The following is a 26,949-nucleotide window of genomic DNA, read 5'->3' as shown; positions in this document are numbered from 1 at the left end:
TGGGCCAGGGTCAGGGTCGAGGCCGTGGCCCCGACGATGTCCGCGCCGTCCGACTTCCACTGGTAGCTGATGGTCCCCAGGCCGTCGGCGTCGGTCAGGGTGTTGTTGGCCGTCAGGGTCTGGCCCTGCGTCGCCGTGCCGGTGATGCTGACCGCGCCGCCGGGGGCGTCGTTGATGTTGGCGACCGAGCCGGTGGCCGTGGACGCGACGGACTCGGCCTTGCTCAGGCCGTCGGTGTAGCTGGCGACGACGGTGATGGCGTGGCCGACCTGGGCCTGGGCCAGGGTCAGGGTCGAGGCCGTGGCCCCGACGATGTCCGCGCCGTCCGACTTCCACTGGTAGCTGATGGTCCCGAGGCCGTCGGCGTCGGTCAGGGTGTTGCCCGCCGTCAGGGTCTGGCCCTGGGTCGCCGTGCCGGTGATGGTCACCGAACCGCCGGGGGCCTGGTTGAGGGCGCCGACCTTGCTGGTGGCCGAGGAGGCGATGGATTCAGCGTGGTTGAAGCCGTCGGTGTAGCTGGCGACGACGGTGATGGCGTGGCCGACCTGGGCCGAGGCCAGGGTCAGGGTCGAGGCCGTGGCCCCGACGATGTCCGAGCCGTCGGACTGCCACTGGTAGCTGATCGTCCCCAGGCCATCTGCGTCGGTCAGGGTGTTGCTGGCCGTCAGCGTCTGGCCGTCGGTCGCGGTCCCGCTGATCGTCACGTCGCCGCCCGGCGCGGTGTTGACGGTGTGGATGTCGACCGTCAGGCCGAAGCTGGCCGACGAGACGTTGCCCGCGACGTCGGTGGCCTTGGCGGTGATGGTGTGCGAGCCGCCGCTAAGGGTCGACGCGGTGGCCTGCCACTTGCCCGCTCCGTTGACGACGCCGCTTCCCAGCAGGGTCGTGCCGTCGGTGTCGTAGAGATTGACGGTGGATCCGATCTCGCCCACGCCGTTGAAGGTCGGCGTGGTGTCGTCGGTGAGGTTGTCGTTGCTAAGCGCCCCGGTGTCGGAAGCGGGAACCAGGTCCGGCGTCGACGGCGTGGAGGGCGCGGTGGTGTCGAGGATGTAGGATTGGCTGGCGGCCGTGCCCTCGTTTCCGGCGGCGTCGACGACCTTCAGCTTCAGGGTGTCGCTGCCGCTCAGCGTGACGCCGTCCCAGGTGACCGCGGTCCCGCTGACCTTGCTGCTGATGTCGACCCAGCTGTTGCCGTTGTCGAGCGAGCCGTACAGGTACTCGCCGCCGCCCAGGGCGCCGCTGAGCGTGGCCGACACGGTCTGCGCGGCCGTCTTGGTGATGAAGTCGCCGCCAGCGCCCGTGTCGGCCGACAGCGACAGGCCGCTCACCGTCTGGGTGGGCGCGGTCTTGTCGATGTGCACCACCAGCGCGGTGCTGGTCGCACTCGTCAGGGTCGCGTCCGCCGTCTTTACTTCGGCGTAGATATTGTAGTCGCCGTCGGCGAGGCCGGCGGTGCTCAGGCCGCTCACGGTCCAGCTGCCGTTGGAGAGCGTGGCCGTGGCCGTCTTGTCCGTGCCGATGTCGTAGGTGGTGTTGCCGTCCGTGTCGAGGAACACCCGCACCGTGCTGGCGCTGTCGCCGGCCGCGCTCGTGCCGCTGAAGCTCAGCGAGGCGGCGCCGGTGATGTTGTCCTTGTTGGCGTTGGAGAGGAGCGCGGCGCCGGTGTCCGTGCCCGTCGTCAGGTCCGGCGCGCCAGGCGTCGCGGGGCCGACCTTGACGGTGATCTGGCGGGTGACGAAGTCCGTGCCGTCAGAGACCTTCACCGTGAAGGTGTCGGTCCCGGCGAAGCCCGCCGTCGGCGTGTAGCTCATGGAGCCGCCGGACGTGATGTCGGCGCTGCCCGAGTTGGCGGTGGCGCTGGTGAAGCTCAACGTGCCGTGGCCGGGCGCCACGGACTGGCTCCAGGTCTCGGTCTGGGCGCTGTCGACGTCGCTCACGTGCAGCAGGTCGCCCAGGACGCCGGCGGCGCTGACGCCGTTCTGCGCCACCAACATCGGCGTATTGGTGCTGACGAAGGTAGGCGCGGTATTGGGGGCGTGGATGTTGGTGAGGACGACGTCATCCAACCCGGTGAGCATGTTGGGACCCGGGCCTTGCTGGGTGATCTTGACCCAGGCCACGCCCTGCAATTTCGCGTCGGTAAACGTCAGGGGCACCGCCTCGTTCTGAGACGAGTCCACCACCACAGTCACGTCTCCCTTGCTGGTGGTGAAGGTGAAGTTGGTCTTGTTACCAGCCTCGTCGATGATTTTGAGGTTGGTCAGGTCAAAGACCTTGCCGTTGTCCAACGTCAGCGTCATCGAATTGGCGAAGGCGTCGAACGTCGTCTCAAGGGCCTTGCCGTTGAGATTGGGAATGTCGGCGCTGAAAAAGTCCTGCTCATCCATCACCACTAGAGCCGCGGTGCTGGGGGCGTCGACCGTCACGGTCAGCGTGTCGGAGCCGATCTTCTGAGAGGCCGTGTTCGTGGGGGTCCCGCTGTTGGGATCGTTGTCGGCGGTGATGACGCCGCTGCTGAAATCGAACGTAGGCATGCCAATACTCCTGACCAACTCAGACGCCGGCCAAGGCCTACGCCACAACACTAACGGGTAAAGGAGGCGCAGCGCTGACCAGCACGCAGGCTGCTTCAGGCGAAAACCCTTTTTCGCGGCAAGGAAAACGGCTGATTCATCTTTTTTTCCCTAACGCCGTGACGTCGGCGACGGGGCCGCGCGATCGCGGGCCTGCCTACGCCCAATGGCTGTTGGCGCTCTGAGTGTCACTAGGCCTGTCGCCGCGACCAGATGACGCGATGATCATGGGGCGGACGATTGGCGCCTTCGAGGTCGCCACGCCGAGGTTCAAAAAATGGACGCCCATGCCCGCTCCAGCGCCCACCATGATGGCGCCCGCGCAACACCCCGGAAAAGTAAGTAATCTTTCACTGAACTGACATCGATTCCCCTCTATAGCGCGGAAGCGCTCGGGCGCGGGGTGGCCTCCCTCCCTCGCCGCCGGCGCGTCCTAGACGGCCACAAAGGCCGCGAACCAGGGGTCTCTCAACACCATGCGTACTACCCACACCAACAAGCTCGCCCTGCTCCTGGGCGCGGCCGCCGCGACCCTGATCGCCGGCGCCGCCCACGCCCAGCAGGTCGCTTCCAACGAAACCGCCGCGACGGCGCTGGACGAAGTCGTCGTCACCGCCGAGCGTCGCTCGGAAAACCTGCAGAAGGTGCCGCTGTCGGTGGCCGCCGTCGCCGGCGACCAGCTGCGCGCCATCACCGCCGACGGCAGCGACATCCTCGCTCTGTCGGGCAAGGTCCCCAGCTTCTACGCCGAAACCACCACGGGCCGGATCTTCCCGCGCTTCTATATCCGCGGCCTGGGCAACATCGACTTCTACCTCGGCGCCTCGCAGCCGGTGTCGATCATCCATGACGACGTGATCATGGAACACGTGGTCCTGAAGTCGAACCCGCTGTTCGACATCGGCCAGGTCGAAGTGCTGCGCGGCCCGCAAGGCTCGCTGTTCGGCCGCAACACCACCGCCGGCATCGTCAAGTTCGACACCATCAAGCCGAGCGAAGACTTCAACGCCCGCTTCTCGGCCTCGTACGGCACCTACGGCACGACCACCTTCGACGGCGGCGTCGGCGGCCCGATCGCGCCCGGCCTGATGTTCCGCGCCGCCGTGCTGTACCAGCACCGCGACGACTATGTGGACAACACCTTCGCCGGCGTCAGCGCCGACGGCACCAAGACCCCGCAGAAGAACGCCATGGGCGGCTTCAGCGAAAAGGACGCCCGCATCCAGGTGCTGGCCAAGCCGAACGACAAGCTGTCGGTCCTGGTCTCGGCCCACGCCCGTGAATATGCCGGCACCTCGACCCTGTTCCTGCGTCAGGCCCTGACCAAGGGCTCGAACAAGAGCAGCGCGCCGCGCGACCAGGTCGCCTTCGACGAAGCCAACAACAACCCGCAGGCCTACGACACCCAAGGCATCTCGGCCCACGTCGATTACGACTTCGGCCCGGTGACCCTGACCTCGATCAGCGCCTACGAGCACACCTCGGGCTACAGCCGTGGCGACACCGACGGCGGCGCGGCGGCCAACTTCCCGGTCGGCGGCGTGCCGAACGGCTTTGGCCAATCGCAAGGCCGCGTCCACGACCTGGACCAGCTGACCCAGGAAATCCGCCTGGCCAGCAACGGCGAAGGCAAGCTGAAGTGGCAGGTCGGCGGCCTGTACTTCGACTCGCGCGACAACACCGAGTTCGCCCAGCGCGGCGTGTTCCTGCTGCCGACCTCGGCGGGCTACAACCCCAACAACTACGTGCTGCTGAACAACCTGAACACCTCGTGGGCGGTGTTCGGCCAGGTCAGCTACCAGCTGACCGACGCCCTGACGATCACGGGCGGCCTGCGTGACACCTACGACGCCAAGAAGACCGTCCTGGTGAAGACCTCCAACAACGCCGCCAACGTCTCGACCTATACCGGCCGCCGCTATGTCCGCCTGGCGGACGAGCAGGTCAGCTGGGACCTGTCGGCCAACTACCAGGTCAATCAGGACGTCAGCGTCTACGCCCGCGCGGCCAAGGGCTTCCGTGGCCCGACCATCCAGGGCCGCTCGGCGGTGTTCAACGCCGACTTCACCACGGCCGACTCGGAAACGATCCAGTCGTACGAAGTCGGCTTCAAGAGCTTCCTGCTCGAGAACACCCTGCGCTTCAACGCCTCGGCCTTCACCTATGATGTCAAGAACATCCAGCTGAACGGCAACGACAGCAACGGCAACGGCGTGCTGTTCAACGCCGACAAGGCCAAGGCCTACGGCGTCGAGGCCGACCTCGAGTGGCGTCCGGTCCGCAACCTGCTGCTGACGGCCGGCGCCAGCTACCTGCACAGCGAGATCAAGGACAAGCGCGTCTACGCGCAGGTCTGCGCCCTCAACGGCATCGTGGTCTGCACCGTCGAAAACCCGACGATCAAGGTGGGCGCCAACACCTTCGCCCAGATCGACGGCCAGCCGCTGCCGAACGCCCCGAAGTACAACCTGAACTTCACGGGCCGCTACGACATCCCGGTCGGCGAAGCCGGTCGCGTGTTCGTTTCGACCGACTGGAACGTCCAGGGCTACACGAACCTCGTGCTCTACAAGACCAAGGAGTTCTACTCGAAGGGCAGCTTCGAGGGTGGCCTGAAGCTGGGCTACGAGAACCTCGACAAGGGCTACGAGATCGCCCTGTTCGGCCGCAACATCACGAACGAGAAGAACCTCAAGGGCGTGATCGAGAACTACATGGCCGCCGTCTACAACGAGCCCCGCATCGTCGGCGTCTCGCTGAGCGCCAAGCTGAAGTAACCGTTTCCTCCCCGTCCGGCCGACTATCCCCGGCCGGACCCTTTCTCGCCCCGGAGCGCAAGCTCCGGGGTTTCTTTTTGCCCGGAAAACGAACGTCCCGCGCGGATCGCAACTTTACATCGCACCCGTCGTCGCGTCATAGAACGTTGTTAGTTAACACAAAGCGGCGGGACGGAGAGCCTGCCGCGCGTGGGGGAACGGCGATGGCCTATACGCTCAAGCAACTGACCATGGCCTGGACGGCGGTGCAGGACGGCATCGCGCCGAACAACGCGACCACGACCAATCTGGGTCTGCTGACCAACGCCTCGTTCACCGACGCCCAGGCCATCAGCGCCGTGCTCAACGGCGCCGACAGCACCACCGCCGTGGCCGTGCTGTCCTACCAGTTCTTCACCGGCAAGAGCCCGACCAAGGCCGGCCTGGACTACCTGATCAACTCGACGATCAACGGCGCCGACCTGAACGACGCCTACTACGCCAAGTTCAATCTCGAGAACCGCTTCATGAACTTCGCGGCCAACCTCGCCCTGGCGGGCGAGGCCGCGACCACCTTCGCCGCCAAGTACGGGGCGATGAGCTATGCCGACTTCGTGGCCTCGATCTACGAGACGATCATCGGCGCGACCTACGCCCGGGCCGCGGGGCTCGACCCCGCCGTCTCGATCGCCTTGATCATCGGCCGCAAGGACCTGATCCAGGTCTCGGCGACCAGCGCCGGCATGATCACCGCCAGCTCGACGCCGCAGCAGACCGACCTGGCCCTGAAGACCGCCACCGCCGCCTATCTGCTGGCCGAGGCCATCAAGGCCGATGTCGGGATCTACGCCGGGGCGACCAACAACTTCATGCTGGCCCTGGCCATGGGCGCGGTCCAGTACAACACCGACATCACCCAGACCTACGCCCCGCACAAGGGCGCGGGTTCGGAGGGCACGGGCCACGCGGTCGACAACGCGCCGACCCTGCCCGGCAACGAGCCGCCGCCACAACCGCCGACCACCAGCCTCAGCCTGGTCCTGACCCCCGGCCTCGACAACCTGACCGGCGACGTCCTCCCCGACACCTTCACCGCGACCCACCTGACCTTCACGGCGGGCGACACCCTCGACGGCCTCAACAGCGTCGACGTCCTGAACCTGACGGCGACCACGGGCGGCGCCTACACCCTGCCCAGCGTGACGATCACCGGGATCGAGACCGCCAATATCAGCAACACCGGCGGCCTGACGGCCAACACCACCAGCTGGACCGGCCTGACTAGGCTGAACGCCACCACCGCCGGGGCCACCACCCTCACGGCGCGCTCGACCACCGACGTGAACGCGACCGTCTCGAATGTGGGCGCGGGCGGCGTGACCATCCTCAATGGCGACGACATCACCCTGGACATCACCGGCTCCACGTCGGGCAACATCGTGCTTCTGGGCGCCAAGGGCGACATCGCGATCACCCGCGCCGTCACGGGTGCGGGCAACGCCGGCAACATCACCATCACCGACGGCGCCAATATCGACATCACCCTGACCGGGAACGCCACCGGCTCGACCGGCTCGACCCGGACCATGGGCACCGTCTTCATCGACGCCTCGGCCGCGGCGCATACGGTCAAGGTCACGGCCCCCACGCCGATCGCCGACAACGGCGTCCACGGCGCCCTCGACGGCCCCACCGTCACCGTCCGCGACGTCAACTACACCACGACCCTGGCCGGCACGATCACCACCGTCGAGGTCTCCGGCTTCGGCGGCAGCGGCCTCGGGATCAACGGCAGCGCCCTGACCACGCTCAAGGCCTCGCACGGGACCGACATCCACATCGACAACGACGACGCCGTCGCCGCGCCCGTCACGACCCTGAACCTGACGCTCAACGACGTGCACGGCGACTTCGAGGAGGAAGGCGTCTACCAGGTCGTGAACCTCACCCACGGCGCCCAGGACTCGGCGATCGACCTGCAGATGGCCGCGCTGAAGACGCTCAGCCTCGGCGGTCAGGGCGTGCTCAAGCTCACCGGCCTCACCGCGCCCGACCTGACGACGGTGGCCGTCTCCGGCGCCGCCGGCCTGAGCGGCGACCTGTCGGCGCCCACCGGCCTGACCTCGGTCAGCACCCTGGCCACCACCGGCGCCACCGCGGTGAAGATCGACGCCTCCCGCACGAGCTTCACCGGCGGCGCGGGCGACGACACGGTCACGCTCAGCTCGACCACGATCAGCCAGGCCATCTCGCTGGGTGGCGGGAACAACCTCCTGATCCTGGCCCCGGGCGCTACGGCCATCGGCGCGGCGACCGATGGCGGCGGCGGCACGACCGACGCCCTGCGCGTGAACATGATCACCGCCGCGGGCGCGAACCTGGCCGGCAGCCTCAGCGGGTTCGAGCGCCTGGAGATCAGCGACGTCACGAACCTCACGGTTGATCTCGATGATCTCGGTGACTTCCACTACGTCACGCTGGTCAGCGGCAGCGTTGGGGCCATTGGCCAGACGGTCCTGAACGACTTCAACCCGGGCGACACGCTGGCCCTGACCTTCGCGGCCGGCGGGCTCGACTATCTGGTGCAGGGAGCCTTCGGCGGCGCCAGCGACACCCTGAACCTCGTCCTGAACGACAAGGCCGGCGCCGCCCTGAACTTCGGGCAAGTGCGCGCCAACCAGGTCGAAACCGTCAACATCACGACCGTGGACGGCAGCGCGACGCCGTCGGGCGTCCGGGAATCCCTGACCCTCGACACGGCCTCCACCCAGGAAATCGTGATCGCCGGCAATGCCGGCCTGACGCTGACCAACGGCAGCGGCCCCGGCCTGCACACCATCGACGCCAGCGGGATCACCCTGGGCGGCCTGGCGCTGACTCTCCAGGGCGCGGCCGCCGCCATCACGATCACGGGCTCGGCCACGGCCAACAACTCGGTCGTGACCTCGGGCGGCCTGGCCAGCGTCATCACCTATACCGGCGGCTCGGGCTCGGACCTCGTTTCGCTGACCGCCACCACCAAGGGCGGCGCCATCGCCCTGGGCGGCGGCGACGACCTGCTGATGCTGGGCTCCGGCATCGGGGCCCTGACCGCGACCATCGACGGAGAAGGCGGGACGCGCGACACGGTGATGATGACCGCCGCCGACGCCGTGACGGCGTCCGGCTCGGGGACCTTCGCCAGCAAGATCGTCAATTTCGAGCGCCTGAACCTGACCAATGTCAGCAACCAGACGATCGATGTGGGCGCGCTGGGCCTCCACTACGTCATCGCCGAGGACGGCGCCGGGCTCACCCTGAACGGCATGACCTCGGGCGACACCCTGGAGCTGAGCGACGCGGGCGCGGGCTACACCGTCAACCTCGCCGCCAACGGCGCCAACGACGTCCTGAACCTGAGGCTCAGCGACAGCGCGGGCGCGGGCCTGACCTTCGCCAACACCCTGACCATCGCCGACATCGAGACCCTCAACGTCACCACCGTCGACGGCCGCACGACGCCGACCGGGGCGACGGAGATCCTGAAGATCACGACCGGCGGCCAGAAGGTCGTCAACATCAGCGGCAACGCCGGCGTGGACCTGACGCTGGGCAGCACGGTCCTGACCAGCGTCGACGCCAGCGGGATCACCAAGGGCGGCTTCGCCTGGACGGCCGGCGCCATCACCGGCCCGATCACGATCAAGGGCGCGGCCAACGGGACCAACCAGGTCAGCATCACGCAGACGACCGGCGTGGTCACCTACGAGGGCGGCGCGGGCGATGACACCCTCACCGCGAATTCCAACAACAACGCCGGCGCCATCATTCACTTCGGCGACGGCAATAACCGGATCATCGGCTACGCCAGCGTCGTCACGGCCGGGTCAGGCGACGATGAGGTCCGCCTGGGCAATGGCGGCACGAACATCGACCTGGGTGACGGCGACAACATCTTCGAGGCGAACTCCCCGACCACCGCCACGATCAAGACCGGGTCAGGCGACGACTGGATCAAGATCGACAGCGGCGGCGGCAGCATCGATGTCGGGTCCGGCTTCGACACCATCTTTATAAGCTATGGCAGCGGGACGACCCTTGAATCGATCACCGGCCTGGGCGCGGGCGACAAGCTCAACTTCTCCAACTTCAACACCGCCGGGTCCATGGGCGCGAAGCTGGTGGGCCAGACGACCCTGGGCGGCTACCTGTCCATCGCCGGTCAGGGCGGGGCCGACACGCTGCTATGGTTCGAACTGAACGGTGACGTCTACATCGTCGCGGACCAGAGCGGTTCGAGCAGCTTCGACACCGCCGCCGACGGCCTGGTGCGGCTGGTCGGGGTGGCGGGCGCGCTGGATGTCAGCCTGGCCACCGTCTCGGGCGGCGAGATCACCTTCCACTAGCGGTCCGCGATCGGACGACATCGGGGCAGGCGCGGCGTGAGCCCGCCAGCCCTTTTCACGTTTCCGCACCGGATGGGTTTGCAATCCGCGCCGCAAGGTCTATATGTGACGGGACGGTTATGCTCACTTTCAGCATAACCCTAGACGCCGGAAGCCGAGGGCGGGAACGCCCAAGCTGGCCCCGGCGTTTTTTGAGGCCCTGGAAATGCTCAGTTTGAGCATAACGGAGATTCAAATGGCCGACGGGTTTGCCGCCCCTCTGGAATTCACCGCCCAGGTCGAGGCGGAGACCAGCGGGATCTGGGACAAGGTCAAGCACCACGTCACCCCGCTGGAGTGGCGCGCGCAGGCCCCGTTGATCGCCGAGATCAACCGCCTGAAGCGCGAGAAGAACGCCGCCATCCTGGCCCACAACTACATGACGCCGGACATCTTCCACGGCGTGGGCGACTTCGTCGGCGACAGCCTGGCCCTGGCCAAGGAAGCCGCCAAGAGCGACGCCAAGATCATCGTCCAGGCCGGCGTGCACTTCATGGCCGAGACCAGCAAGGTCCTCAGCCCCGAGAAGAAGATCCTGATCCCGGACCTCAAGGCCGGCTGCTCGCTCGCCAGCTCGATCACCGGCGCCGACGTGCGGCTGATCAAGCAGCGCTATCCGGGCATCCCGGTCGTCACCTACGTCAACACCACCGCCGACGTGAAGGCCGAGACCGACATCTGCTGCACCAGCGCCAACGCCGTGCAGGTGGTCGAGTGGGCCGCCAAGGAATGGGGCGTCGACAAGGTCGTCCTGATCCCCGACGAATATCTGGCCCGCAACGTCGCGCGCCAGACCGACGTCAAGATCATCGCCTGGGCCGGCCACTGCGAGGTCCACAAGCGCTTCACCGCCAGCGACATCGCCGACATGCGCGCGGCCTGGCCGGGCGCGGAAGTCCTGGCCCACCCTGAGTGCCCGGCCGAGATCCTGGAAGCCGCCGACTTCGCCGGCTCGACCGCCGCGATGAACGACTATGTCGCTCAGCGGAAGCCCGCGCAGGTGGTGCTGATCACCGAGTGCTCGATGGCCAGCAACGTCCAGGCCGAAAGCCCGGCGACCCAGTTCATCGGCCCCTGCAACATGTGCCCGCACATGAAGCGCATCACCCTGCAGAACATCCACGACGCCCTGGTCTACGAGCAATATGAGGTGACGGTCGACGCCGACATCCTCGACCGCGCGCGCCTGGCCGTGCAGCGGATGATCGACCTGCCGCCACCTGCCGTGCCCGCGCGGTACGACCTGGTGAAGGCGCGGCATCACGTGAATGTCGAGCTGATCTAGTCCCGTTTTCTTCCCTCTCCCCAGGGAGTCGTTTCCAGTGATCGAACGCGTAGATTTCGACGGCCCCGTGATCCTCGGGGCCGGCCTGGCCGGACTCTCGGCCGCGCTCGCCGCGCACAAGGCGCTGGTGCTGTCGCCGACGCCGCTGGCCACCGGCTGCTCCAGCGCCTGGGCGCAGGGCGGCATGGCGGCCGCGCTGGCCGGTGACGACACCCCCGAACTGCACGCCGCCGACACCATCGCCGCCGGCGCGGGGCTCTGCGACCCCAAGGCCGTCGAGCTGCTGACTCGCGAAGGCCCGCAGGCCGTGCGCGATCTCGCCGCCCTCGGCGCGCCGTTCGATCGCAAGACCGGTGGCGAGTTCGTGCTCAGCCTCGAAGCCGCCCACGCCAAGGCCCGCGTCGCCCGGGTCGGCGGCGACGGCGCCGGCGCGGCGATCATGGCCGCCGTCATCGCCAATGTCCGCGCCGCCCCGACCATCGAGGTCCGCGAGAACGCCCGCGCCCGTCGGCTGCTGCAAGACAAGACCGGCCGTATCGTCGGCGTCCTCGCCGAGATCGATGGCGCGCTCGTGGAAATCCGTAGCCGCAGCGTCATCCTGGCCACCGGCGGCATCGGCGGCCTCTACGCCGTCACCACCACGCCCAAGGAAGTGCGCGGCGAGGGCCTGGGCCTGGCCGCCCTGGCCGGCGCGACCATCGCCGATCCGGAATTCGTGCAGTTCCACCCCACGGCCATCGACATCGGCCGCGATCCCGCTCCGCTGGCCACCGAGGCCCTGCGCGGCGAGGGGGCGATCCTGCGCAACGCCGACGCCCGCGCCTTCATGGCCGACTATCACCCGGCGATGGAGCTGGCGCCGCGCGACGTCGTGGCCCGCGCCATCCACGCCGAGCGCGAGGCCGGCCGCTGCGCCTTCCTCGACGCCACCCAGGCGGTCGGCGGGCACTTCCCGAAAGAGTTTCCAGCGGTGTTCGAGGCCTGCATGGCCGGCGGTATCGACCCGCGCCGGGCGATGATCCCGGTCGTCCCGGCCGTGCACTACCACATGGGCGGGGTGGCCACGGATCTCGACGGCCGCACCAGCCTGGCCGGCCTCTACGCCGCCGGCGAGTGCGCCTCGACCGGCGTGCAGGGCGCCAACCGCCTGGCCTCCAACAGCCTGCTGGAAGCGGCCGTGTTCGGGGCCCGCGCCGGCCATGCGGCGACCGCCGAGGATGCTCAAGGCGGCGAACCGGTCAGCCTGGCGCCCTACCCCGACCTGCCCGACGCCAGCCTGCAGGTGCTGCGCAAGGCCATGAGCCGCGACGCCGGCGTGATCCGCGACGCGGCGGGCCTGACCCGCCTGCTGGAGGTGATCGAGACTCTGGCGCCGGGCTATGCGCCCTGCCCGGTCCTGATCGCCGCGCGACTGATCGTCGAAGGCGCCCTGGCCCGCCACGAAAGCCGGGGCGGCCACTTCCGCTCGGACTTCCCGGCTGCGGCCGAACCGGTCCGGACGTTCGTGACGCTTGAGGCGGCGCACGCGCTGCGCCAGCAAGCCGCCTGAAGGAACTTCCATGTCCGCCGATCTCGTGACCCCGCTGGACGACATCCTCGTCCGCCCGATCGTCGATCACGCCCTGGCCGAGGACCTGGGTCGCGCCGGCGACATCACCGGCCAGGCCTGTATCGATCCGGCCGCGCGCCTGTCGGTGGTCTGGGCCAGCCGCCAGGACGGCTGCGTCTCCGGCCTGTCCTGCGCGCGCCTGTCGCTGGCCGCGCTGGACCCGACGGCGAGCTTCGAAGTCGTGACCCCGGACGGCGCCGACGTGCTGCCGGGTACGATCCTAGCCCGCGCCGAGGGCAACGCCCGCGCCGTGCTGGCCGCCGAGCGCACGGGGCTGAACCTGCTGGGCCGCCTCTCCGGCATCGCCACCCTGACGCGGGCCTATGTCCGCCTGGTCGAGGGCACGGGCGCGACCATCGTCGACACCCGCAAGACCACGCCAGGCCTGCGGGCGCTGGAGAAGTACGCCGTCCGCTGCGGCGGCGGGGTCAACCACCGCTTCGGCCTGGATGACGCCATCCTGATCAAGGACAACCACGTCGCCGCCTGCGGCGGGGTCGGCGAAGCCGTCCGCCGCGCCCGCGCCCATGCCGGTCACCTGGTCAAGGTCGAGGTCGAGGTCGACGGCCTGGACCAGCTGGAAGAGGCCCTCAAGCACGGGCCCGACGTGGTGATGCTCGACAATTTCAGCCTCGGCGACCTGGAGATCGCCGTCGCCCTGGCCAATGGCCGCGCGGTGCTGGAGGCCTCGGGCGGCGTGAACCTGACCACGGTCCGCGCGATCGCCGAGACCGGCGTGGACGTGATCAGCGTCGGCGCGCTGACGCACTCGGCGCCGGTCTTGGACATTGGTCTCGACGCCAACTAGCGGCAAGACCGCAAAGCTCCTCCCCCGCGATGCGGGGGAGGTGGCCCGGAGGGCCGGAGGGGGCTAACCCGGCCTCGCTCCAGCTAGCCCCCTCAGTCGCTCCGCGACAGCTCCCCCGCAACGCGGGGGAGCATCTTCAGTCTCAGAAAATCCGCACCAGCTCCCGCACCACCATCGCCGCCAGCACGCCGGTCGAGATCACGAACAGCAGGAACCGCACCGGCACCAGGTTGACGCTCACCTGCAGCAGGCTGTGCAGCACGCGGACCCCGACATAGACCCAGGCGAAATGCATCGCCATCGGATCGGCATGCCCCGCGACCTGGATGGCCAGCGCCGCCGCGTAGAAGATCGTCGGCTGCTCCATCAGGTGGTTGTAGTTGTCGGCCGCCTGCCGCGCGGTGTCGGGCAGCTTGTCCAGCGAGCCCGGAAACCGGGCCTCCTGCGGCTTGATCCCGGCCTTCTGCATGGCCGGGATGCGATGAATGTACATCCACACCCAGATCAGCAGCGACCAGGCCACCAGCGCCATCACCGGCGCGATCATCGACTTGTCCATGTGAACCCTCCCCGTCTTTTGCGAGGAGGGTAACTGGAGAACGCCGATATCGGAAAGGGTGACGTTCGGGGAGGGGGTGCGTCCTTCGAGGCGCGCTCAGGAGCGCGCACCTCAGGATGAGGACGTCAGTACAAAGCTCCTCATCCTGAGGCGCCCGCGCAGCGGGCCTCGAAGGACGCAGTGACTCAGCCGCGATCCCGGAACGGATCGGCCGGGTACACCCCCAGGATTTCGAACTTCTCCGAGAAGAACCGCAGCTCGTCGAAGGCCAGCGCCAGGCTGCGGTCCTCCGGCCGCCCATCGACCTCGGCATAGAAGAAGGTGGCCGTGAAGGCGCCGTCTTCCATGTAGCTTTCCAGCTTGGTCATGTTGACGCCGTTGGTCGCGAAGCCGCCCATGGCCTTGTAGAGCGCCGCCGGCAGGTTGCGGACCTTGAACACGAAGCTGGTCACGCAGCGATGGGTGAACGGCGGCGGCGTGGGGTTGGCGTCGGCCGTCATCACCAGGAAGCGGGTGGTGTTGTGGCGCTCGTCCTCGATGTCGCTGGCCAGGATGTCGAGGCCATAGATCTCGGCGGCCAGGGCCGGGGCCACCGCGCCGCGCGTCGGGTCGGGCTTCAGGGCCAGGGCCTTGGCCGCGCCGGCGGTGTCGCCCGCGCCCTCGGTCGCCACGCCCAGCTTGCGCAGGCTGTTGCGGCATTGGGCCAGGGCGATCGGCATCGAGGCCACGACCTTGATGTCGGCCAGCTTCACGCCCTTGTTGGCCATCAGCTGGAAGCGGATCGGCTTGAAGCGCTCGCCGATGATCTTCAGGCCCGAGGCCGGCAGCAGGTGGTGGACGTCGGCGACGCGGCCGGCGATCGAGTTCTCGATCGGGATCATGCCCAACTGCGCGACGCCGGTCTTGATGGCCTCGAACGCCTCCTGGAACGTGGCGCAGGGATAGGCCTCGTACTCCGGGAAATAGGTGCGGCAGGCCTCATGGCTGTTGGCGCCGGGCTCGCCCTGGAAGGCGATCTTCTTGAGGATGCTCATTGGGCCTGGTTTCCAGCTTCTTGGCGGGCAGCTTCTAGGTCTGCGGGATTGTCGACTGAGATCGGGGCGGTCTGCGCCACCGCCGCGCGGATGGTCAGGCCCAGCTCCATGGCGCGCAGCTGCTCCAGCTTCTCGCGCTTTTCGAGGGCCGAGGGGGCGGCGTCGTTGAACACCATCAGCGCCTCGCGGCGATAGCCGTAGATGCCGATGTGGCGCCACACCGGCGCGTCGCCATAGAGGGTCGAGCGGGTGAAATAGAGCGCGCGGCCGCTCTGGCCGTCGTCCTCCATGGCCAGCACGGCCTTGACGACGTCCGGGTTCGAGCGGTCGGCGAGCGAGGCTTCCGGCGCCACGACGGTGGCGATGTCGGCGTCGTCGAACTCCTTAAGTATCCGCGCGCAGTCGGAGAGCACGGCCGGATCGACGAACGGCATGTCGCCTTGCAGGTTGATCACGACGTCATGCTCGAACCCCGGATCGAGCTCTGCCAACGCCGCCAGGATGCGGTCCGAGCCCGAGGGCAGGTCCGGGTCGGTCAGCACCGCCACGCCGCCAGCGGCTTGAACGGCCTGGACGATTTCCGGATCGCCCGCCGCCACGGCCACCGGGCCGATATCGGCCGCCAGCGCCTGCTTCAGCACCCGGACGATCATGGGGACGCCGCCGATGTCGGCCAGCGGCTTGTTGGGCAGGCGCGTCGCCGCCATGCGCGCGGGGATCAGGACGATCGGGTTCATGGCGGTTAGGGGCCTCAAATCTTTGCGGACCGGTTGCGCGAGGGGCGGTAGCGTGTAAGAGACGCGAGCGCAACATGACGCGCGTTGGGGACTCGTCCTGGCGATTCCGGCGCGCTGGTTTCAAGCCCGTCCTCGGTCGGGCCGACAAGAGGCTGACTAGGCTGAAATGAGCGACCTGACGTTCAACAAGATCGCTGGCGGCGTGCTGCTGACCGGCCTCGTAATCTTCGGTCTCCGCGAAGCGTCGGACATCGTCTTCAAGAAGCATGAAGTCGAGAAGGCCGGCTACGAGATCGCGGTCCAGGAAGAATCGGCCGGCGGCGCCGCCGCCGTCGACACCCCGCCCGACTGGAACGCCGTCCTGACCCCGGCCAACGTGGCCGCCGGCGAGGCCGTCTCGGCCAAGTGCGCGGCCTGCCACAAGCTGGACGCCTCGGACGCCAACGCCACCGGTCCTGGCCTGTGGGACGTCGTGGGCCGCAAGCCCGCCGCCCACCCGGCCTACAACTATTCGGGCGCCATGAAGGACTTCGCCGCGAAGACCCCGATCTGGGACTACGACGCGCTGTACACCTTCCTGAAGGCCCCGGGTAAGGACGTCCCCGGCACCAACATGACCTTCGTGGGTCTGAAGAAGCCGGAAGATCGCATCGCGGTCATCGCCTACCTGCACAGCCTCGGCTCGAAGCTGCCGGTCCCGCCGCCGCGTCCGGCCGCTGCCGCCGCTCCGGCGGCTGGCGCTCCGGCCGCCGAAGGCGCCGCCGCCCCGGCCGCTGGCGCTGCTCCGGCCGCCGCTGGCGCCGCGGCTCCCGCCGCCGGCGCTCCGGCGACCCCGGCGGCTGCTCCGAAGGCCTAAGCCTTCCAGCCACTGAAGTTCGAAGAGGCCGCGAAGCGAAAGCTCCGCGGCCTTTTTGTTTGCCTGGAAGACAGCGCCGAAGCTGTCGTTTTGAGTGTCAGCTATGGGTGGATTGCGGACTCGCCGGGCCCAGTCCCCTGCCGGAGGAATCCTTGCCCAGGTATGCGTCTATGAAACTGCGGTCCTGTTTTCAGGAACCCGTCGAACATGGCGCGCATCACGCCCTTCGCCCTGGCTGCCTTGTTGCGGGAGGACAAGCGCGGCTTCCAAAGCGCCAGCTCGCTCGCTAGATTGACGTCGTTCGTTGATTTGCTTGGCTGTCTTCCGTGGCGTCAGACTCGTCCGTTTCCTCCAACATTTTGGTTCATCGGTTCTCGACAGACGACTTGCCGCCCGAGCAGCGTCACCAGGCCTGGGAGGCGCGGGAAGCGCTGCGAATGGGCCGGGCGTTCCGTACTGTGCCGACCGAGCCCTTCAATATCTTGATGGAGTCGGTCTCGCTGAACCAGCTTCTGTTCGCGCGGGTCGAGTTCACGGCCATGACCTGGGAGCGGAGCGAGCGCGAACTGCGGACGTCGAGCTTCGATCCGATCATCGTCACCATGATGGTGGAGGGGCTGGCGCGCGGTGATCTGGACGGCCGGGCGTTTCTGGAACCGGCGGGCACCTATCATTTCCACGATCTGACTCGGCCGTCCCTGCACGCCTCCACGGCCAGCCTGACCTACAACCTGTTGATTCCGCGTCAGGTAGCGGCGGCCTGGTTCTCGCCGATGGACGATTTGCATGGCCTGGCGGTGAGCGGCGAGCTCGCACGGTCCCTCATCGACCTGGCCGCCACCACCTGGTCGCTGTTGCCGTCGCTGGACCAGGCGCGCGCGACGCGTATCGAGCGCGCCTTCCTGGAATTGCTGGCGCTGGGGTGCGAATCCGCCCGGGCCGTCGCGCCGCCCCGCATGACCTCCGAGGCGCTGTTGAAGGTCCGCGTCTCCGAGTTGATAGAGCATCGGCTGGACCTGAACACCGTGACGGTCGCCGATCTATGCCGGATCCTGGAGGTCTCCACCGAGCAGTTGGCCGCCGCCTTCCGGGGTGATGGCGGTCTGAAGGCCTGGCTTCTGAATCGTCGGCTGGAGAGCGCTCGCGACGCCCTGACCCGTGTCGACCGCGCCGAACCGATCGGAAACATCGCCCATCGCCTGGGCTTCAGCGACGCCGCGCATCTCAGTCGCGCCTTCCGCCAGCGATACGGTCTGTCGCCGCGGGACTATCGCCGGCTGGCAGAGATTCCAGAATAGGGGCTCGCCCCCGAACCTCCCGACGAGCCCCTAGAGCGGCCATACAAATATTCGCCCCCCCAGGTTCAAGTCTTGAGCCGGGTGAAGGTGCTATCGACCTCCCCAAGACCTCTGGACCTCGTCCGGAAGGCTGTGAGCGCGGGGGTTCCGCGAAAATTTGAAAGCCGACCTCGCCGGCGCTTCCATGCGCGCGCCGGGGCGCGGTTCAAGGGGGGTACTGCGTGTCCTATACGTTCGATCAGCTGGTGAAGGCCTATACGACGCTGCACGTGGGCCTGGCGCCCACCGATGCGCAGACTGACAACCTGCGCCTGGTGGCGAACATGAGCGCCTCGGGCCAGCTCAGCGACGCTACCGTCATGACCAACCTGGTGAATGGCGCCGACAGCACGACGGCCGTGGCCGTCATGACCTACCAGTTCTTCACCGGCAAAAGCCCGACGGCCGCCGGCCTGACCTATCTGGTCAATTCGCCGATCAACGCCGCCGACCTGAACGACGGCTACTACGCCAAGTTCAACCTTGAGAACCGCTACATCAACTTCGCCGCCAACCTCGGCCTGTACGGTGAGGGCGCGACCGGGTTCGCCGACAAGTACGGCGCGATGGACTTCGGCAGCTACGTGGCGTCGATCTATCAGACGATCATCGGCCGCAGCTACGCCGAAGCGGCCGGCGTCAATGTCGACGCCGCCATCGCCTACCTGGTCAGCACCAAGGACGCCGTCCTGCAGACCCTGCGCGAGGCCGGTCTGGTCACCGCCAACTCGACCGCCGCCCAGATCGACCTGGCCGTGAAGGCCGCGATGTCAGGCCTGGTCATGGCCGCCGCGATCAAGGCCGATGTCGGCCTCTACGCCGCCGCCACCGACAACTTCATGGTCGCCCTGACCCAGGGCAACGCCGTCTACAACACCGACATCACCGTCAGCTACAAGCCCAGCTACGACACCCCGGCCCACGGAAACGGCCACGCCGTCGACCGCGGCCCCACCGGCCTGCCCAATCCGGTCACCACCACGCCGGTCACGCCGCCGCCCGTCGTGACCTCGTTCACTCTGGGCGCCGGCGCCAACAACATCACCGGCAGCGACCTGGCCGACACCTTCACGGCCACGGCGGCGACGGTGCATAGCGGCGACATCCTGAACGGCGGCGGCGGCAATGACGTGCTGAACATCAACTCGACGGGAACCCTCAACATCCCCTCGATGACCGTCAGCAACATCGAGACCGTCAACTTCACCAGCGCGGGGTTGTTCCGCTGGATCAGCAACGCCAACTGGACCGGCGTGCAAACCGTGAACGCGACGGGCGTCGGCTCCTTTTATGTGGAGCTCACCGGCGCCGGCATTCGCAGCGTCGCCGACGTCAACGCGACCGTCAACGCGCAAGGCACGAACACGACCACCATCTATGGTGGCCACAACGTGACCGCGACGATCAATGGCGGTGGGATCGGCGACAGCGAGATCACAAACGTCACCGGCAACATCAACATCACCCGGACGAACGTCGGCGATAGCATCCACGGCTACGTCTACGCCCAAGGCAACGCCTCCAGCGACGGGACCACCGTGGTGGTCACGCAGATCAGCGACCTGACCGGCGTCGCCAACGGCAGCACTCAGACCAACGGCGATGTCAGCGTTAATGCCGGCTTGCACACGACCTCGGTGCAGATCGTGAACCCGACGCCCGTGACCGCCGTTGGCGGGGCCGGCGGCAACGCCGGGATCGCCGATGGCGCTGTCGATGTCACAGACTGGTCGACCGCAAATGGCGGCGCGCTGGGTACGCTAACCACGGTCTCGGTCAACGGCTTCAGCCGCTACGCCCAGTTCCAAAGCAATGCGCTCTTCAGCGTGACGCTCAGCCACGGCTCTGGCGCCCTCATTTTCAACAACAACGGCCACGCCGTCGGCCAAGGCGCCACCACGCTGAATCTCATAATCAACGACCTGAACATTGACGGTAACCTGTACGAAACCAGCGGCGGCTCCACCAGCAACATCTATACGGGCCTGAACATCACCAACGGGCCGATGGACTCGCACTTCAGCGACATTCAGATGCTCGGGCTCACGACGCTGACCGTCGGCGGCACAGGCAACCTTTATCTCGACTCCGTGAACACGAACGGCAGCGCGCCGCTGCTGCATACGATAACGACGAACGGCACGGCCGCCCTGCACGCCAATTTCGGCAACGGCGTCGAAACGATCACCCTGGGCGCCGGCGCCAGCGTCATCGACACCGGCGGCGGCAACGACCACGTCATCGTCAGGGCCGCCAACGCCGCCAGCAACACCGTCTTCTCGTCGCTCACCATCAACCCGGGCGACACGCTGAAGATCAACGCGCAGGGCGGCGCGGCCGCCTTCACGGGCACGATGGACAGCGCGCCCGTCAGCGGGACGACGTTCCAGGACTATCTGGACGCCGCCGCCGCCTCGACCACCGCCGGCACGACGTCGCACTGGGCCTGGTTCCAGTACACGGACGGCAACACCTACATCGTGCTCGACAGCAGCAACGACGCCACGTTCCACGCCGGGACCGACATCGTCGTCCAGCTGATCGGCACGTACAACGAGGGCAACGCGAACATCACCAGCGGCGTGCTGACCCTCCAATAGCGATCCGGAAGGGGGGCCAGCCCGCCGACCGTGATCCTTCCACTGCCGCCGCGAGCCAACCGCTCGCGGCGGTTTTTTTGCGGATCAACCCACGATCGCGGCCACCAGGCGATCGCCTCACCTCAGGTTTGCGCGCTAGACCTCGGTTGGAATTCCATACATTGGACGCGAGAAGTCCGCCGGCGACGCCGAGCGGCTGACTCCCCGGGGGTCTGAAACGGGTCGGTCGCGGACAAGCTCCCTCTCCCATAGGGGTTACGGGGGCTGACGGCGTGCCGGCACTCCGGCCAACGCTGTAACCCCTCACCCTCCCACCGCTACTCGGCAAGCCCCTCCCTCTCCCTAAAGGAGAGGGGTTTTTGGCTAGACCCGCCGGTACCCCAGCACGCCGCCCGTCGGCGTGGTCTCGATCCGGGCGATCGCCTCGGCCAGCGGCTCCACGGCCGTGGCCATGTGGTGGGCGTTGGCGTGGAGGATGGTCCCCTCGTCCAGCAGCACCGCCACGTGGCCCTTCCAGAACACCAGGTCGCCGCGCCGGCGGTCGGCTTCGGCCACCTCGGCGAAGAAGGCGCGCTGCATGTCGGTGTCGCGGGGGCAGGCCCGGGCGCAGGCGTAGAGCGCCTGCTGGACCAGGCCCGAGCAGTCCAGGCCCAGGCTCTCGCGGCCGCCCCACTGGTACGGCGCGCCCAGGAAGCGTTCGGCGACGGCGACATAGTCCTTCTCGCCCCGGCCGATGGGGGTCAGGTGCGCCTCGACGAACCAGCCGGTGCCGGCGGCCTTGGCGAAGCGGCCTTCGCGGGCCTCGATCGTGACCAGGCTGTTGAGGCTGTAGAGGCCCTCGGGCCGCGACTTGATGTCGGGCTTGCTGAACGCGTAGGTGCGGATCGCCGACACCGCGTGGGTCGGCGGATGGCCCTGCTCCACGAGATCGGCGACGGCGACATAGCCGACATAGCCGTCACGCGGGGCCTGGCCCCAGGCGAAGCCGTCCTTCTCCTCCAGCACGCGGAAGACCTCGCCGAACAACAGCTGGTCCCACTGCTCGGCGTCGGCCTGCGGAGCCGCGCGGATGGCGCTGGCCGGCGCGGCGCAGACCATCACCCGGCTGGGGGCATAGCGCTCGGCCGGGGCCAGGCCCTCCAGGCGCTGGTCGGCCAGATCGGGCCGGGCCAGGGTGATGCGGGTATCAAGCGTCATGCGAAACGGCCCTTGAGCATGGCGAAGGCGGCGCGGATGGCCTGGACTTCGCCGCCTACCGGGAATCCGGGGCGGCCCTTGGGGTTCCAGGCGAAGACGTCGAAGTGGGCCCAGGGTCCCACATCTTCACCCTGCGGAGCAAACCGTTGCAGGAACAAGGCCGCCGTGGTGGCGCCGGCCTGGGCCCAGGCATCGGGATCGTTCTTGAGGTCGGCGATGTCGCTGTCGAGCGCCTCGCGATAGGCCTCGGTGAGGGGCATTCTCCAAAGCGCGTCCGACACCGTCTTCGAGGCCGTCTCGATCTGGCCGGCCAGCTTGTCGTCGGCGGTCCAGAACGGGATCACGAACGGGCCCATGGCCATGCGCGCCGCGCCCGTGAGCGTGGCGAAGTCCAGGGTCAGGGCGGGCTTGAGCTCGGCGGCGCGGGTCAGGGCGTCGGCCAGGATCAGGCGGCCCTCGGCGTCGGTGTTGCCCACTTCCACGGTGAGCCCGGCGCGGGTCTGCAGCACGTCGCCAGGGCGCATGGCGTCGCCGGCAATGGCGTTCTCGACTACGGGGGTCAGGATGACCAGGCGCACCGGCAGGCCGGCTTCCATGACCATCCGGCCCAGGGCCAGGGCGTGGGCGGCGCCGCCCATGTCCTTCTTCATCAGCCGCATGCCGGTCGAGGGCTTGATGTCGAGGCCGCCGGTGTCGAACACCACGCCCTTGCCGACCAGCGCCACCACGGGATGGGCGGCGTCGCCCCAGGTGATCTCGATCATCCGGGGGCTGCGGGCCTCGACGGCGGCGCGGCCGACGGCGTGGACGGCCGGGTAGCCCTGGGTCAGCAGGTCATCGCCGGTGACCACCGAGATCGCCGCGCCGTACTTCCCGGCGATCTCGCGGGCGATGGTCTCGATCTGCAGCGGCCCCATGTCGTTGGCCGGGGTGTTGACCATGTCGCGGGCCAGGGCGCAGGCGTGGGCGAAGGCGGTCACCTGGGCGACATCGACGCCCTTGGGCGCCACCAGCCGGGCGATCGGCTCGCCGCGCTTCTTGTAGCGGTCGAAGCGGTAGGTCCCGAGCGCGAAGGCCAGGGCCGCCTGCTCCGGATCGACGCCCTTGGGCAGCTTCGAAAGCGCGTACGCTCCAGCCGGAAGCTTGCCCGCAAGCGTGCGGAACAGCGACAGATCAACGCGGCCAGACCCCGTCCCGAGCAGCACCTGCTCGACCGCGCCGCTGGATCCCGGAACCGCCAGCACCTGGCCGGCCTTGGCCGCGAACTTGTTGGCGGCGGCGTAAGTCCTTACCGGTGCTCGCTTTCTGGCCAGAAACGCCTCGAGCTCGGTCTCGCTGACCGGATGGACCGGGATCGCCTGCCCCTCGGCCGAGGCCAGGATCGGATGCGTCGCGTCGGACATCGGCGGAACCCTTTAAAATTATGCTTAACGATTCCTTGAGGGCCGCGCCCGGACAATGGGCGAACCTTCTGGAGACATGTCTTTCATGTGTCGCAAGCGCGCGCTCGTCGCAACCCTGCTCGCCCCCGTCGTCCTGCTGGCCGCCCCGGCGGCCTTCGCCGCTGACACGCCCAAGCCCGCCCAGGCCGAGGCGCCCAGACTGGCGAAAGCCTCGCCGCAGCAACGCCTGGAGGCGCGTCGCCTGGACCCGTTGGCCCAGTCGGCCTTCTGGGGGACGGAATTCGAGGTCGACGCGGCCGACGCCGAGGCCGGCGCGAACCTGGCCCGCTCCCTGCGCGCCCTGGGCCGCAACGACGAAGCCGCCGAGACCGCGACCAAGGCCCTCGTCTCGCATCCCGACGACTCGGCGCTGCTGCTGGAACTGGCCCGCGCCCACATCGCCCGCGGCCAGGGCTTCTACGCCATCGACCCGGCCCGCAAGGCCGCTGCCCAGAACCCCAAGGACTGGCGTCCGCAGACCCTGCTGGGCGTGGCATATGAGCAGGCCGAGCGCGACGAGGAGGCCGAGGCCGCCCACCGCCAGGCCATCGCCCTGGCCCCGACCGAGGCCACGCCGCTGGCCAACTACGCCCTGCACCTGGCCGCCAAGGGCGACCTGCCCGGGGCCGAGGCCCAGCTGCGCCGCGCCGTCGCCCTGCCCTCGGCCGGCATCCAGGTGCGCCAGAACCTGGCCCTGGTGGTCGGCCTGCAAGGCCGCCTGCCGGAAGCCGAGAAGCTGGCCCGCGCCGACCTGCCGCCCGAACAGGTCAACAACAATCTGGCCTATCTGCGCGCCGCCATCGGCCAGGCCGGGGCGGGCCGCAGCTGGGAATCGCTGAAGGCCGGCGGCAGCCAGTAAGCCTCAGAGCTTCACGACCTCGCCGTCTTCCTTGGTGAAGCTGGCGGGCTTGCGGTCCAGGAGGTCGAGCACGGCTTCGGACGGCCGGCACAGCTTCACGCCCTTCGGCGTCACCACGACCGGCCGGTTCACCAGGATCGGATGCTCGACCATGGCGTCGAGGATGCGGTCTTCGCCGACGTCGTCGGCCAGCAGGCCCAGCGCCTCGGCGGGCGTGCCCTTCTCGCGCATCAGCTGGCGGAACGTCAGGTCGGCTTCGGCGGCCAGCTCGCGCAGCTGGTCGTGGGTCCAGCCGGCTTGCAGATATTCGACGACCTTCGGCGCATAGCCGGCGGCCTCGACCATGGCGACGGTGTTGCGCGAGGTGCCGCAGGCCGGGTTGTGGAAGATGACGATGGGAAAGTCGGTCATGCAGGCGTTTCCGTCTTGAGGAGCCAGCCGAAGACGCCGGCCGCGAGCAGCGCACCGACGATCTGGGCCAGGATGAAGGCCGGCGCGCTGGACGGCGCGATCCCGGCGAAGGTGTCCGACAGGCTCCGCGCGATCGTCACCGCCGGATTGGCGAACGCCGTCGAGGCCGTGAACCAGTAGGCGGCGGTGATGTAGAGCCCGACCGCCATCGGCGTGCTGTCCGGCCTAAACCGCACCGTGGCGAGGATCGTGGCGACCAGCCCGAACGTCGCCACGACCTCGGAGAAGGCTGGGCCGCCGCCGTCCCGCAGCTTGGTCGAGACCTGGAGGATCGGCGCGCCGAACATGGCATGCGCGGCCCAGACGCCCAGCACCCCGCCGACCACTTGGGCAACCGGATAGGCCAGGGCCAGCCGCCAAGGCATGTCCCGCCGCAGGGCCGCGACCAGGGTCACGACCGGGTTTAAATGCGCGCCGGAAATCGGCCCGAACACTCCGATCAGCACGACCAGCGCCGCGCCCGTGGCCAGGGTGTTGCCCAACAAGGCGATGGCGACGTTGCCGCCCGCCAGCCGCTCGCCCATGATCCCCGAGCCGACCACGACGGCCAGCAGCAGCGCCGTGCCGAGGCCTTCCGCGACGAGGCGGCGCGCGAGGGTCACGGGCAGCAGGCCTTGGCGCGGGCGACGACCTCGCCCAACGGCGCGCAGATCTCGGGCGCGCCGTTGCAGCAGTCTTCCATCAGGAAGCCGAGGAGACCGCTCATCGCGCCGTAGTCCGCTGAGTAGATGATCGACCGGCCCTCCCGGCGGGAGGTGATCAGGTTCGCGTGCGACAGGATGTTGAGGTTGGCCGACAGGCTGTTGGGCAGGACCTCCAGCGTCCGGGCGATGTCGCCGGCCGGAATCCCGACCGGACCCGCCTTCACCAGCAGGCGGAAGATCGCCAGGCGGCCTTCGTGGCCGAGCGCGGAGAGCATGTTGACAGCGGACTTCGATTCCATATTTCCAATATGATGGAATTATTCAACAGTTCAATGACGCAGTTTGGAGTCGCCCCGTGACCGAGTTCCCCGCCCTCGACCCGAAGTTCCTCGCCCAGGTCGATCAGGACCGGCTCGAGGTCGCGGCCCCGGCGACGCATCCGCCGCGCATCCTGCTGCTCTACGGGTCGCTGCGGGAACGCTCGTTCAGCCGGCTGCTGGTCGAGGAGGCCGCGCGCATCCTCCAGGCCCTGGGCTGCGAGACCCGCATCTTCGATCCTCGCGACCTGCCGCTGCCCGACGCCACCGGGCCCGATCATCCCAAGGTCCAGGAGCTGCGGGCGCTGTCGCTGTGGTCCGAGGGCCAGGTCTGGTGCAGCCCCGAACGCCACGGCGCGATCAGCGGCGTCATGAAGGCCCAGATCGACTGGATCCCGCTGGAGATCGGCAGCGTCCGTCCGACCCAGGGCAGGACCCTGGCGGTGATGCAGGTCAGCGGCGGCTCGCAGTCGTTCAACGCCGTCAACACCCTGCGCCTGCTGGGCCGCTGGATGCGGATGATCACCATCCCCAACCAGTCGTCGGTGGCCATGGCCTACAAGGAGTTCGACGACAACGACCGCATGAAGCCGTCCAGCTACTACGAGCGGGTCGTCGACGTGATGGAGGAGCTGGTGAAGTTCACCCAGCTGACGCGGGATCGGGCGGACTACCTCGTCGATCGCTACAGCGAGCGGAAGGCCAATGGACGGATCCCCGAGCATGTGGCGCTGGGCGCCGAGGCGATGCGGCACGAGACGCGGTGATGGGTGTCAGAGCTGTTCCGACTTCAGATACGCCGTCAGCAGCCGCACCAGCTGCCCCTGTAGCCGCGCCTCGAACTCGGGCGTGGCCTCGCGGTCCAGGATCGAGCGCACCGGTCCGACCAGGGCGTTGAGGGCGATCGAGGCGGTCATGGCCGGGTCCTCGAACGTGGCGTCGGGGGCGGTGGCCAGCAGGGCCGTGACCGCCGTCTCCATGCGCTTGTAGACGCGGCCGGCCAGCGCCGCCCCGCCCCGCTCGCCCGCCACCGCGTAGAGCGCCCGGGACTCGCCGGCGTCGCGCAGCTTGGCGGCCAGGTAGCCTTCGACCAACGCCTCGGCCATCCGGGCGACCGGCAGGCCCCGGCTGTCGAGGCAGACCTGCTCCATGGTGTCGGCGATGTCGCTGAGGTGCTTTTCCAGCACCGCCGCCAGCAGGGCGTCGCGGTTGGGGTAGTACTGGTAGACGCTGCCGACCGACATGCCGGCCCGCTCGGCGATGCGGGTGGTGGTGCAGCGGCTGAGGCCCTCGCGGATCAGAACCTGAATCACGGCGGTGTGCAGGGCCTCGATCGTGGCCGCCGAGCGGGCCTGGACCGGCTGTTTGCGGGGCTTCAGGGGGCTTGCGAGGGCGGTCATCGAAAGCGAATTCCAAAACTGAAGGATTCTTCAGATGCTAC

20 protein-coding genes are annotated in these 26,949 nt (G+C 68.3%); 10 read left to right on the top strand and 10 right to left on the bottom strand.

The window, feature by feature from the left end; translation table 11 throughout:
- Positions 1–2,534: beta strand repeat-containing protein (locus AC07NI_RS23595; RefSeq protein WP_494623695.1), on the bottom strand; the 2,534-nt coding region annotated here is incomplete at its 3' end.
- Positions 2,535–3,049: 515 nt separating this feature from the next.
- On the opposite strand from AC07NI_RS23595, the gene AC07NI_RS23590 reads away from it, so the two are divergent.
- The 5 genes from AC07NI_RS23590 to nadC all read left to right on the top strand — a co-directional run bounded on the left by AC07NI_RS23590 (position 3,050) and on the right by nadC (position 13,455).
- Entirely contained in the window at positions 3,050–5,350 is a 2,301-nt protein-coding gene (locus AC07NI_RS23590) for a TonB-dependent receptor (protein WP_494623693.1), read from the top strand.
- 203 nt (positions 5,351–5,553) lie between these two features.
- A complete protein-coding gene (locus AC07NI_RS23585) occupies positions 5,554–9,714 on the top strand; it encodes a beta strand repeat-containing protein (protein ID WP_494623691.1) in 4,161 nt (1,386 codons plus the stop codon).
- Between the two features lie 235 nt (positions 9,715–9,949).
- Positions 9,950–11,038 (top strand): quinolinate synthase NadA, encoded by a 1,089-nt coding sequence (nadA, locus tag AC07NI_RS23580; protein ID WP_494623689.1) that lies wholly within the window; start codon positions 9,950–9,952, stop codon positions 11,036–11,038.
- A gap of 37 nt (positions 11,039–11,075) precedes the next feature.
- Positions 11,076–12,587 (top strand): L-aspartate oxidase, encoded by a 1,512-nt coding sequence (locus AC07NI_RS23575; RefSeq protein WP_494623688.1) that lies wholly within the window; start codon positions 11,076–11,078, stop codon positions 12,585–12,587.
- Positions 12,588–12,597: 10 nt separating this feature from the next.
- Positions 12,598–13,455, top strand: coding sequence for a carboxylating nicotinate-nucleotide diphosphorylase (nadC, locus tag AC07NI_RS23570; protein WP_494623686.1), 858 nt, complete (start codon positions 12,598–12,600; stop codon positions 13,453–13,455).
- A gap of 142 nt (positions 13,456–13,597) precedes the next feature.
- On the opposite strand, the gene AC07NI_RS23565 is transcribed toward nadC, so the two are convergent.
- The 3 genes from AC07NI_RS23565 to AC07NI_RS23555 all read right to left on the bottom strand — a co-directional run bounded on the left by AC07NI_RS23565 (position 13,598) and on the right by AC07NI_RS23555 (position 15,785).
- On the bottom strand, positions 13,598–14,014 hold the full coding sequence (locus AC07NI_RS23565; RefSeq protein ID WP_494623685.1) for an MAPEG family protein: 417 nt from the start codon (positions 14,012–14,014) through the stop codon (positions 13,598–13,600).
- A gap of 185 nt (positions 14,015–14,199) precedes the next feature.
- Positions 14,200–15,048 carry a prephenate dehydratase gene (locus AC07NI_RS23560; RefSeq protein WP_494623683.1) on the bottom strand — a complete coding sequence of 283 codons (849 nt, stop codon included), beginning with the start codon at positions 15,046–15,048 and terminating at the stop codon, positions 14,200–14,202.
- The gene (locus AC07NI_RS23555; protein WP_494623681.1) at positions 15,045–15,785 is read right to left on the bottom strand and encodes a 3-deoxy-manno-octulosonate cytidylyltransferase; all 741 of its coding nucleotides are present in this window, start codon (positions 15,783–15,785) and stop codon (positions 15,045–15,047) included. Before AC07NI_RS23555 ends, AC07NI_RS23560 begins: the two co-directional genes overlap by 4 nt.
- Positions 15,786–15,951: 166 nt before the next feature.
- Between AC07NI_RS23555 and AC07NI_RS23550 the strand changes: the two genes are divergently transcribed.
- The 3 genes from AC07NI_RS23550 to AC07NI_RS23540 all read left to right on the top strand — a co-directional run bounded on the left by AC07NI_RS23550 (position 15,952) and on the right by AC07NI_RS23540 (position 20,578).
- Positions 15,952–16,641: a c-type cytochrome gene (locus AC07NI_RS23550; protein WP_494623679.1), complete on the top strand. Its 690-nt coding sequence runs from the start codon at positions 15,952–15,954 to the stop codon at positions 16,639–16,641.
- Positions 16,642–17,027: 386 nt separating this feature from the next.
- Positions 17,028–17,939 carry a helix-turn-helix transcriptional regulator gene (locus AC07NI_RS23545; RefSeq protein ID WP_494623677.1) on the top strand — a complete coding sequence of 304 codons (912 nt, stop codon included), beginning with the start codon at positions 17,028–17,030 and terminating at the stop codon, positions 17,937–17,939.
- A 221-nt stretch (positions 17,940–18,160) separates the two neighbouring features.
- A complete protein-coding gene (locus tag AC07NI_RS23540) occupies positions 18,161–20,578 on the top strand; it encodes a hypothetical protein (RefSeq protein WP_494623675.1) in 2,418 nt (805 codons plus the stop codon).
- Between the two features lie 363 nt (positions 20,579–20,941).
- On the opposite strand, the gene AC07NI_RS23535 is transcribed toward AC07NI_RS23540, so the two are convergent.
- Both AC07NI_RS23535 and AC07NI_RS23530 read right to left on the bottom strand, forming a co-directional pair.
- Positions 20,942–21,775 carry a C40 family peptidase gene (locus AC07NI_RS23535; RefSeq protein WP_494623673.1) on the bottom strand — a complete coding sequence of 278 codons (834 nt, stop codon included), beginning with the start codon at positions 21,773–21,775 and terminating at the stop codon, positions 20,942–20,944.
- A complete protein-coding gene (locus AC07NI_RS23530) occupies positions 21,772–23,178 on the bottom strand; it encodes a leucyl aminopeptidase family protein (protein ID WP_494623671.1) in 1,407 nt (468 codons plus the stop codon). The genes AC07NI_RS23535 and AC07NI_RS23530 overlap by 4 nt, the downstream gene beginning before the upstream one ends.
- An 85-nt stretch (positions 23,179–23,263) precedes the next feature.
- Between AC07NI_RS23530 and AC07NI_RS23525 the strand changes: the two genes are divergently transcribed.
- The gene (locus AC07NI_RS23525; RefSeq protein WP_494623669.1) at positions 23,264–24,076 is read left to right on the top strand and encodes a tetratricopeptide repeat protein; all 813 of its coding nucleotides are present in this window, start codon (positions 23,264–23,266) and stop codon (positions 24,074–24,076) included.
- Between the two features lie 3 nt (positions 24,077–24,079).
- On the opposite strand, the gene arsC is transcribed toward AC07NI_RS23525, so the two are convergent.
- From arsC to AC07NI_RS23510, 3 genes are read right to left on the bottom strand one after another with little or no spacing between them, the layout of a single operon-like run.
- Entirely contained in the window at positions 24,080–24,487 is a 408-nt protein-coding gene (gene arsC, locus AC07NI_RS23520) for an arsenate reductase (glutaredoxin) (protein ID WP_494623667.1), read from the bottom strand.
- Positions 24,484–25,158, bottom strand: coding sequence for an MIP/aquaporin family protein (locus AC07NI_RS23515; protein ID WP_494624074.1), 675 nt, complete (start codon positions 25,156–25,158; stop codon positions 24,484–24,486). Before AC07NI_RS23515 ends, arsC begins: the two co-directional genes overlap by 4 nt.
- Positions 25,146–25,490, bottom strand: coding sequence for an ArsR/SmtB family transcription factor (locus AC07NI_RS23510; RefSeq protein WP_494623665.1), 345 nt, complete (start codon positions 25,488–25,490; stop codon positions 25,146–25,148). Before AC07NI_RS23510 ends, AC07NI_RS23515 begins: the two co-directional genes overlap by 13 nt.
- A gap of 56 nt (positions 25,491–25,546) precedes the next feature.
- Between AC07NI_RS23510 and arsH the strand changes: the two genes are divergently transcribed.
- Entirely contained in the window at positions 25,547–26,275 is a 729-nt protein-coding gene (arsH, locus tag AC07NI_RS23505) for an arsenical resistance protein ArsH (protein WP_494623664.1), read from the top strand.
- 6 nt (positions 26,276–26,281) lie between these two features.
- On the opposite strand, the gene AC07NI_RS23500 is transcribed toward arsH, so the two are convergent.
- Positions 26,282–26,908 (bottom strand): TetR/AcrR family transcriptional regulator, encoded by a 627-nt coding sequence (locus AC07NI_RS23500; protein WP_494623662.1) that lies wholly within the window; start codon positions 26,906–26,908, stop codon positions 26,282–26,284.
- Positions 26,909–26,949: the final 41 nt, after the last annotated feature.

The sequence above is a fragment of the Caulobacter sp. GW821-FHT10E02 genome (assembly GCF_059415225.1).
Note: the sequence above shows the minus strand (reverse complement) of the source record. Positions and strands in the feature narration are given on the sequence as shown.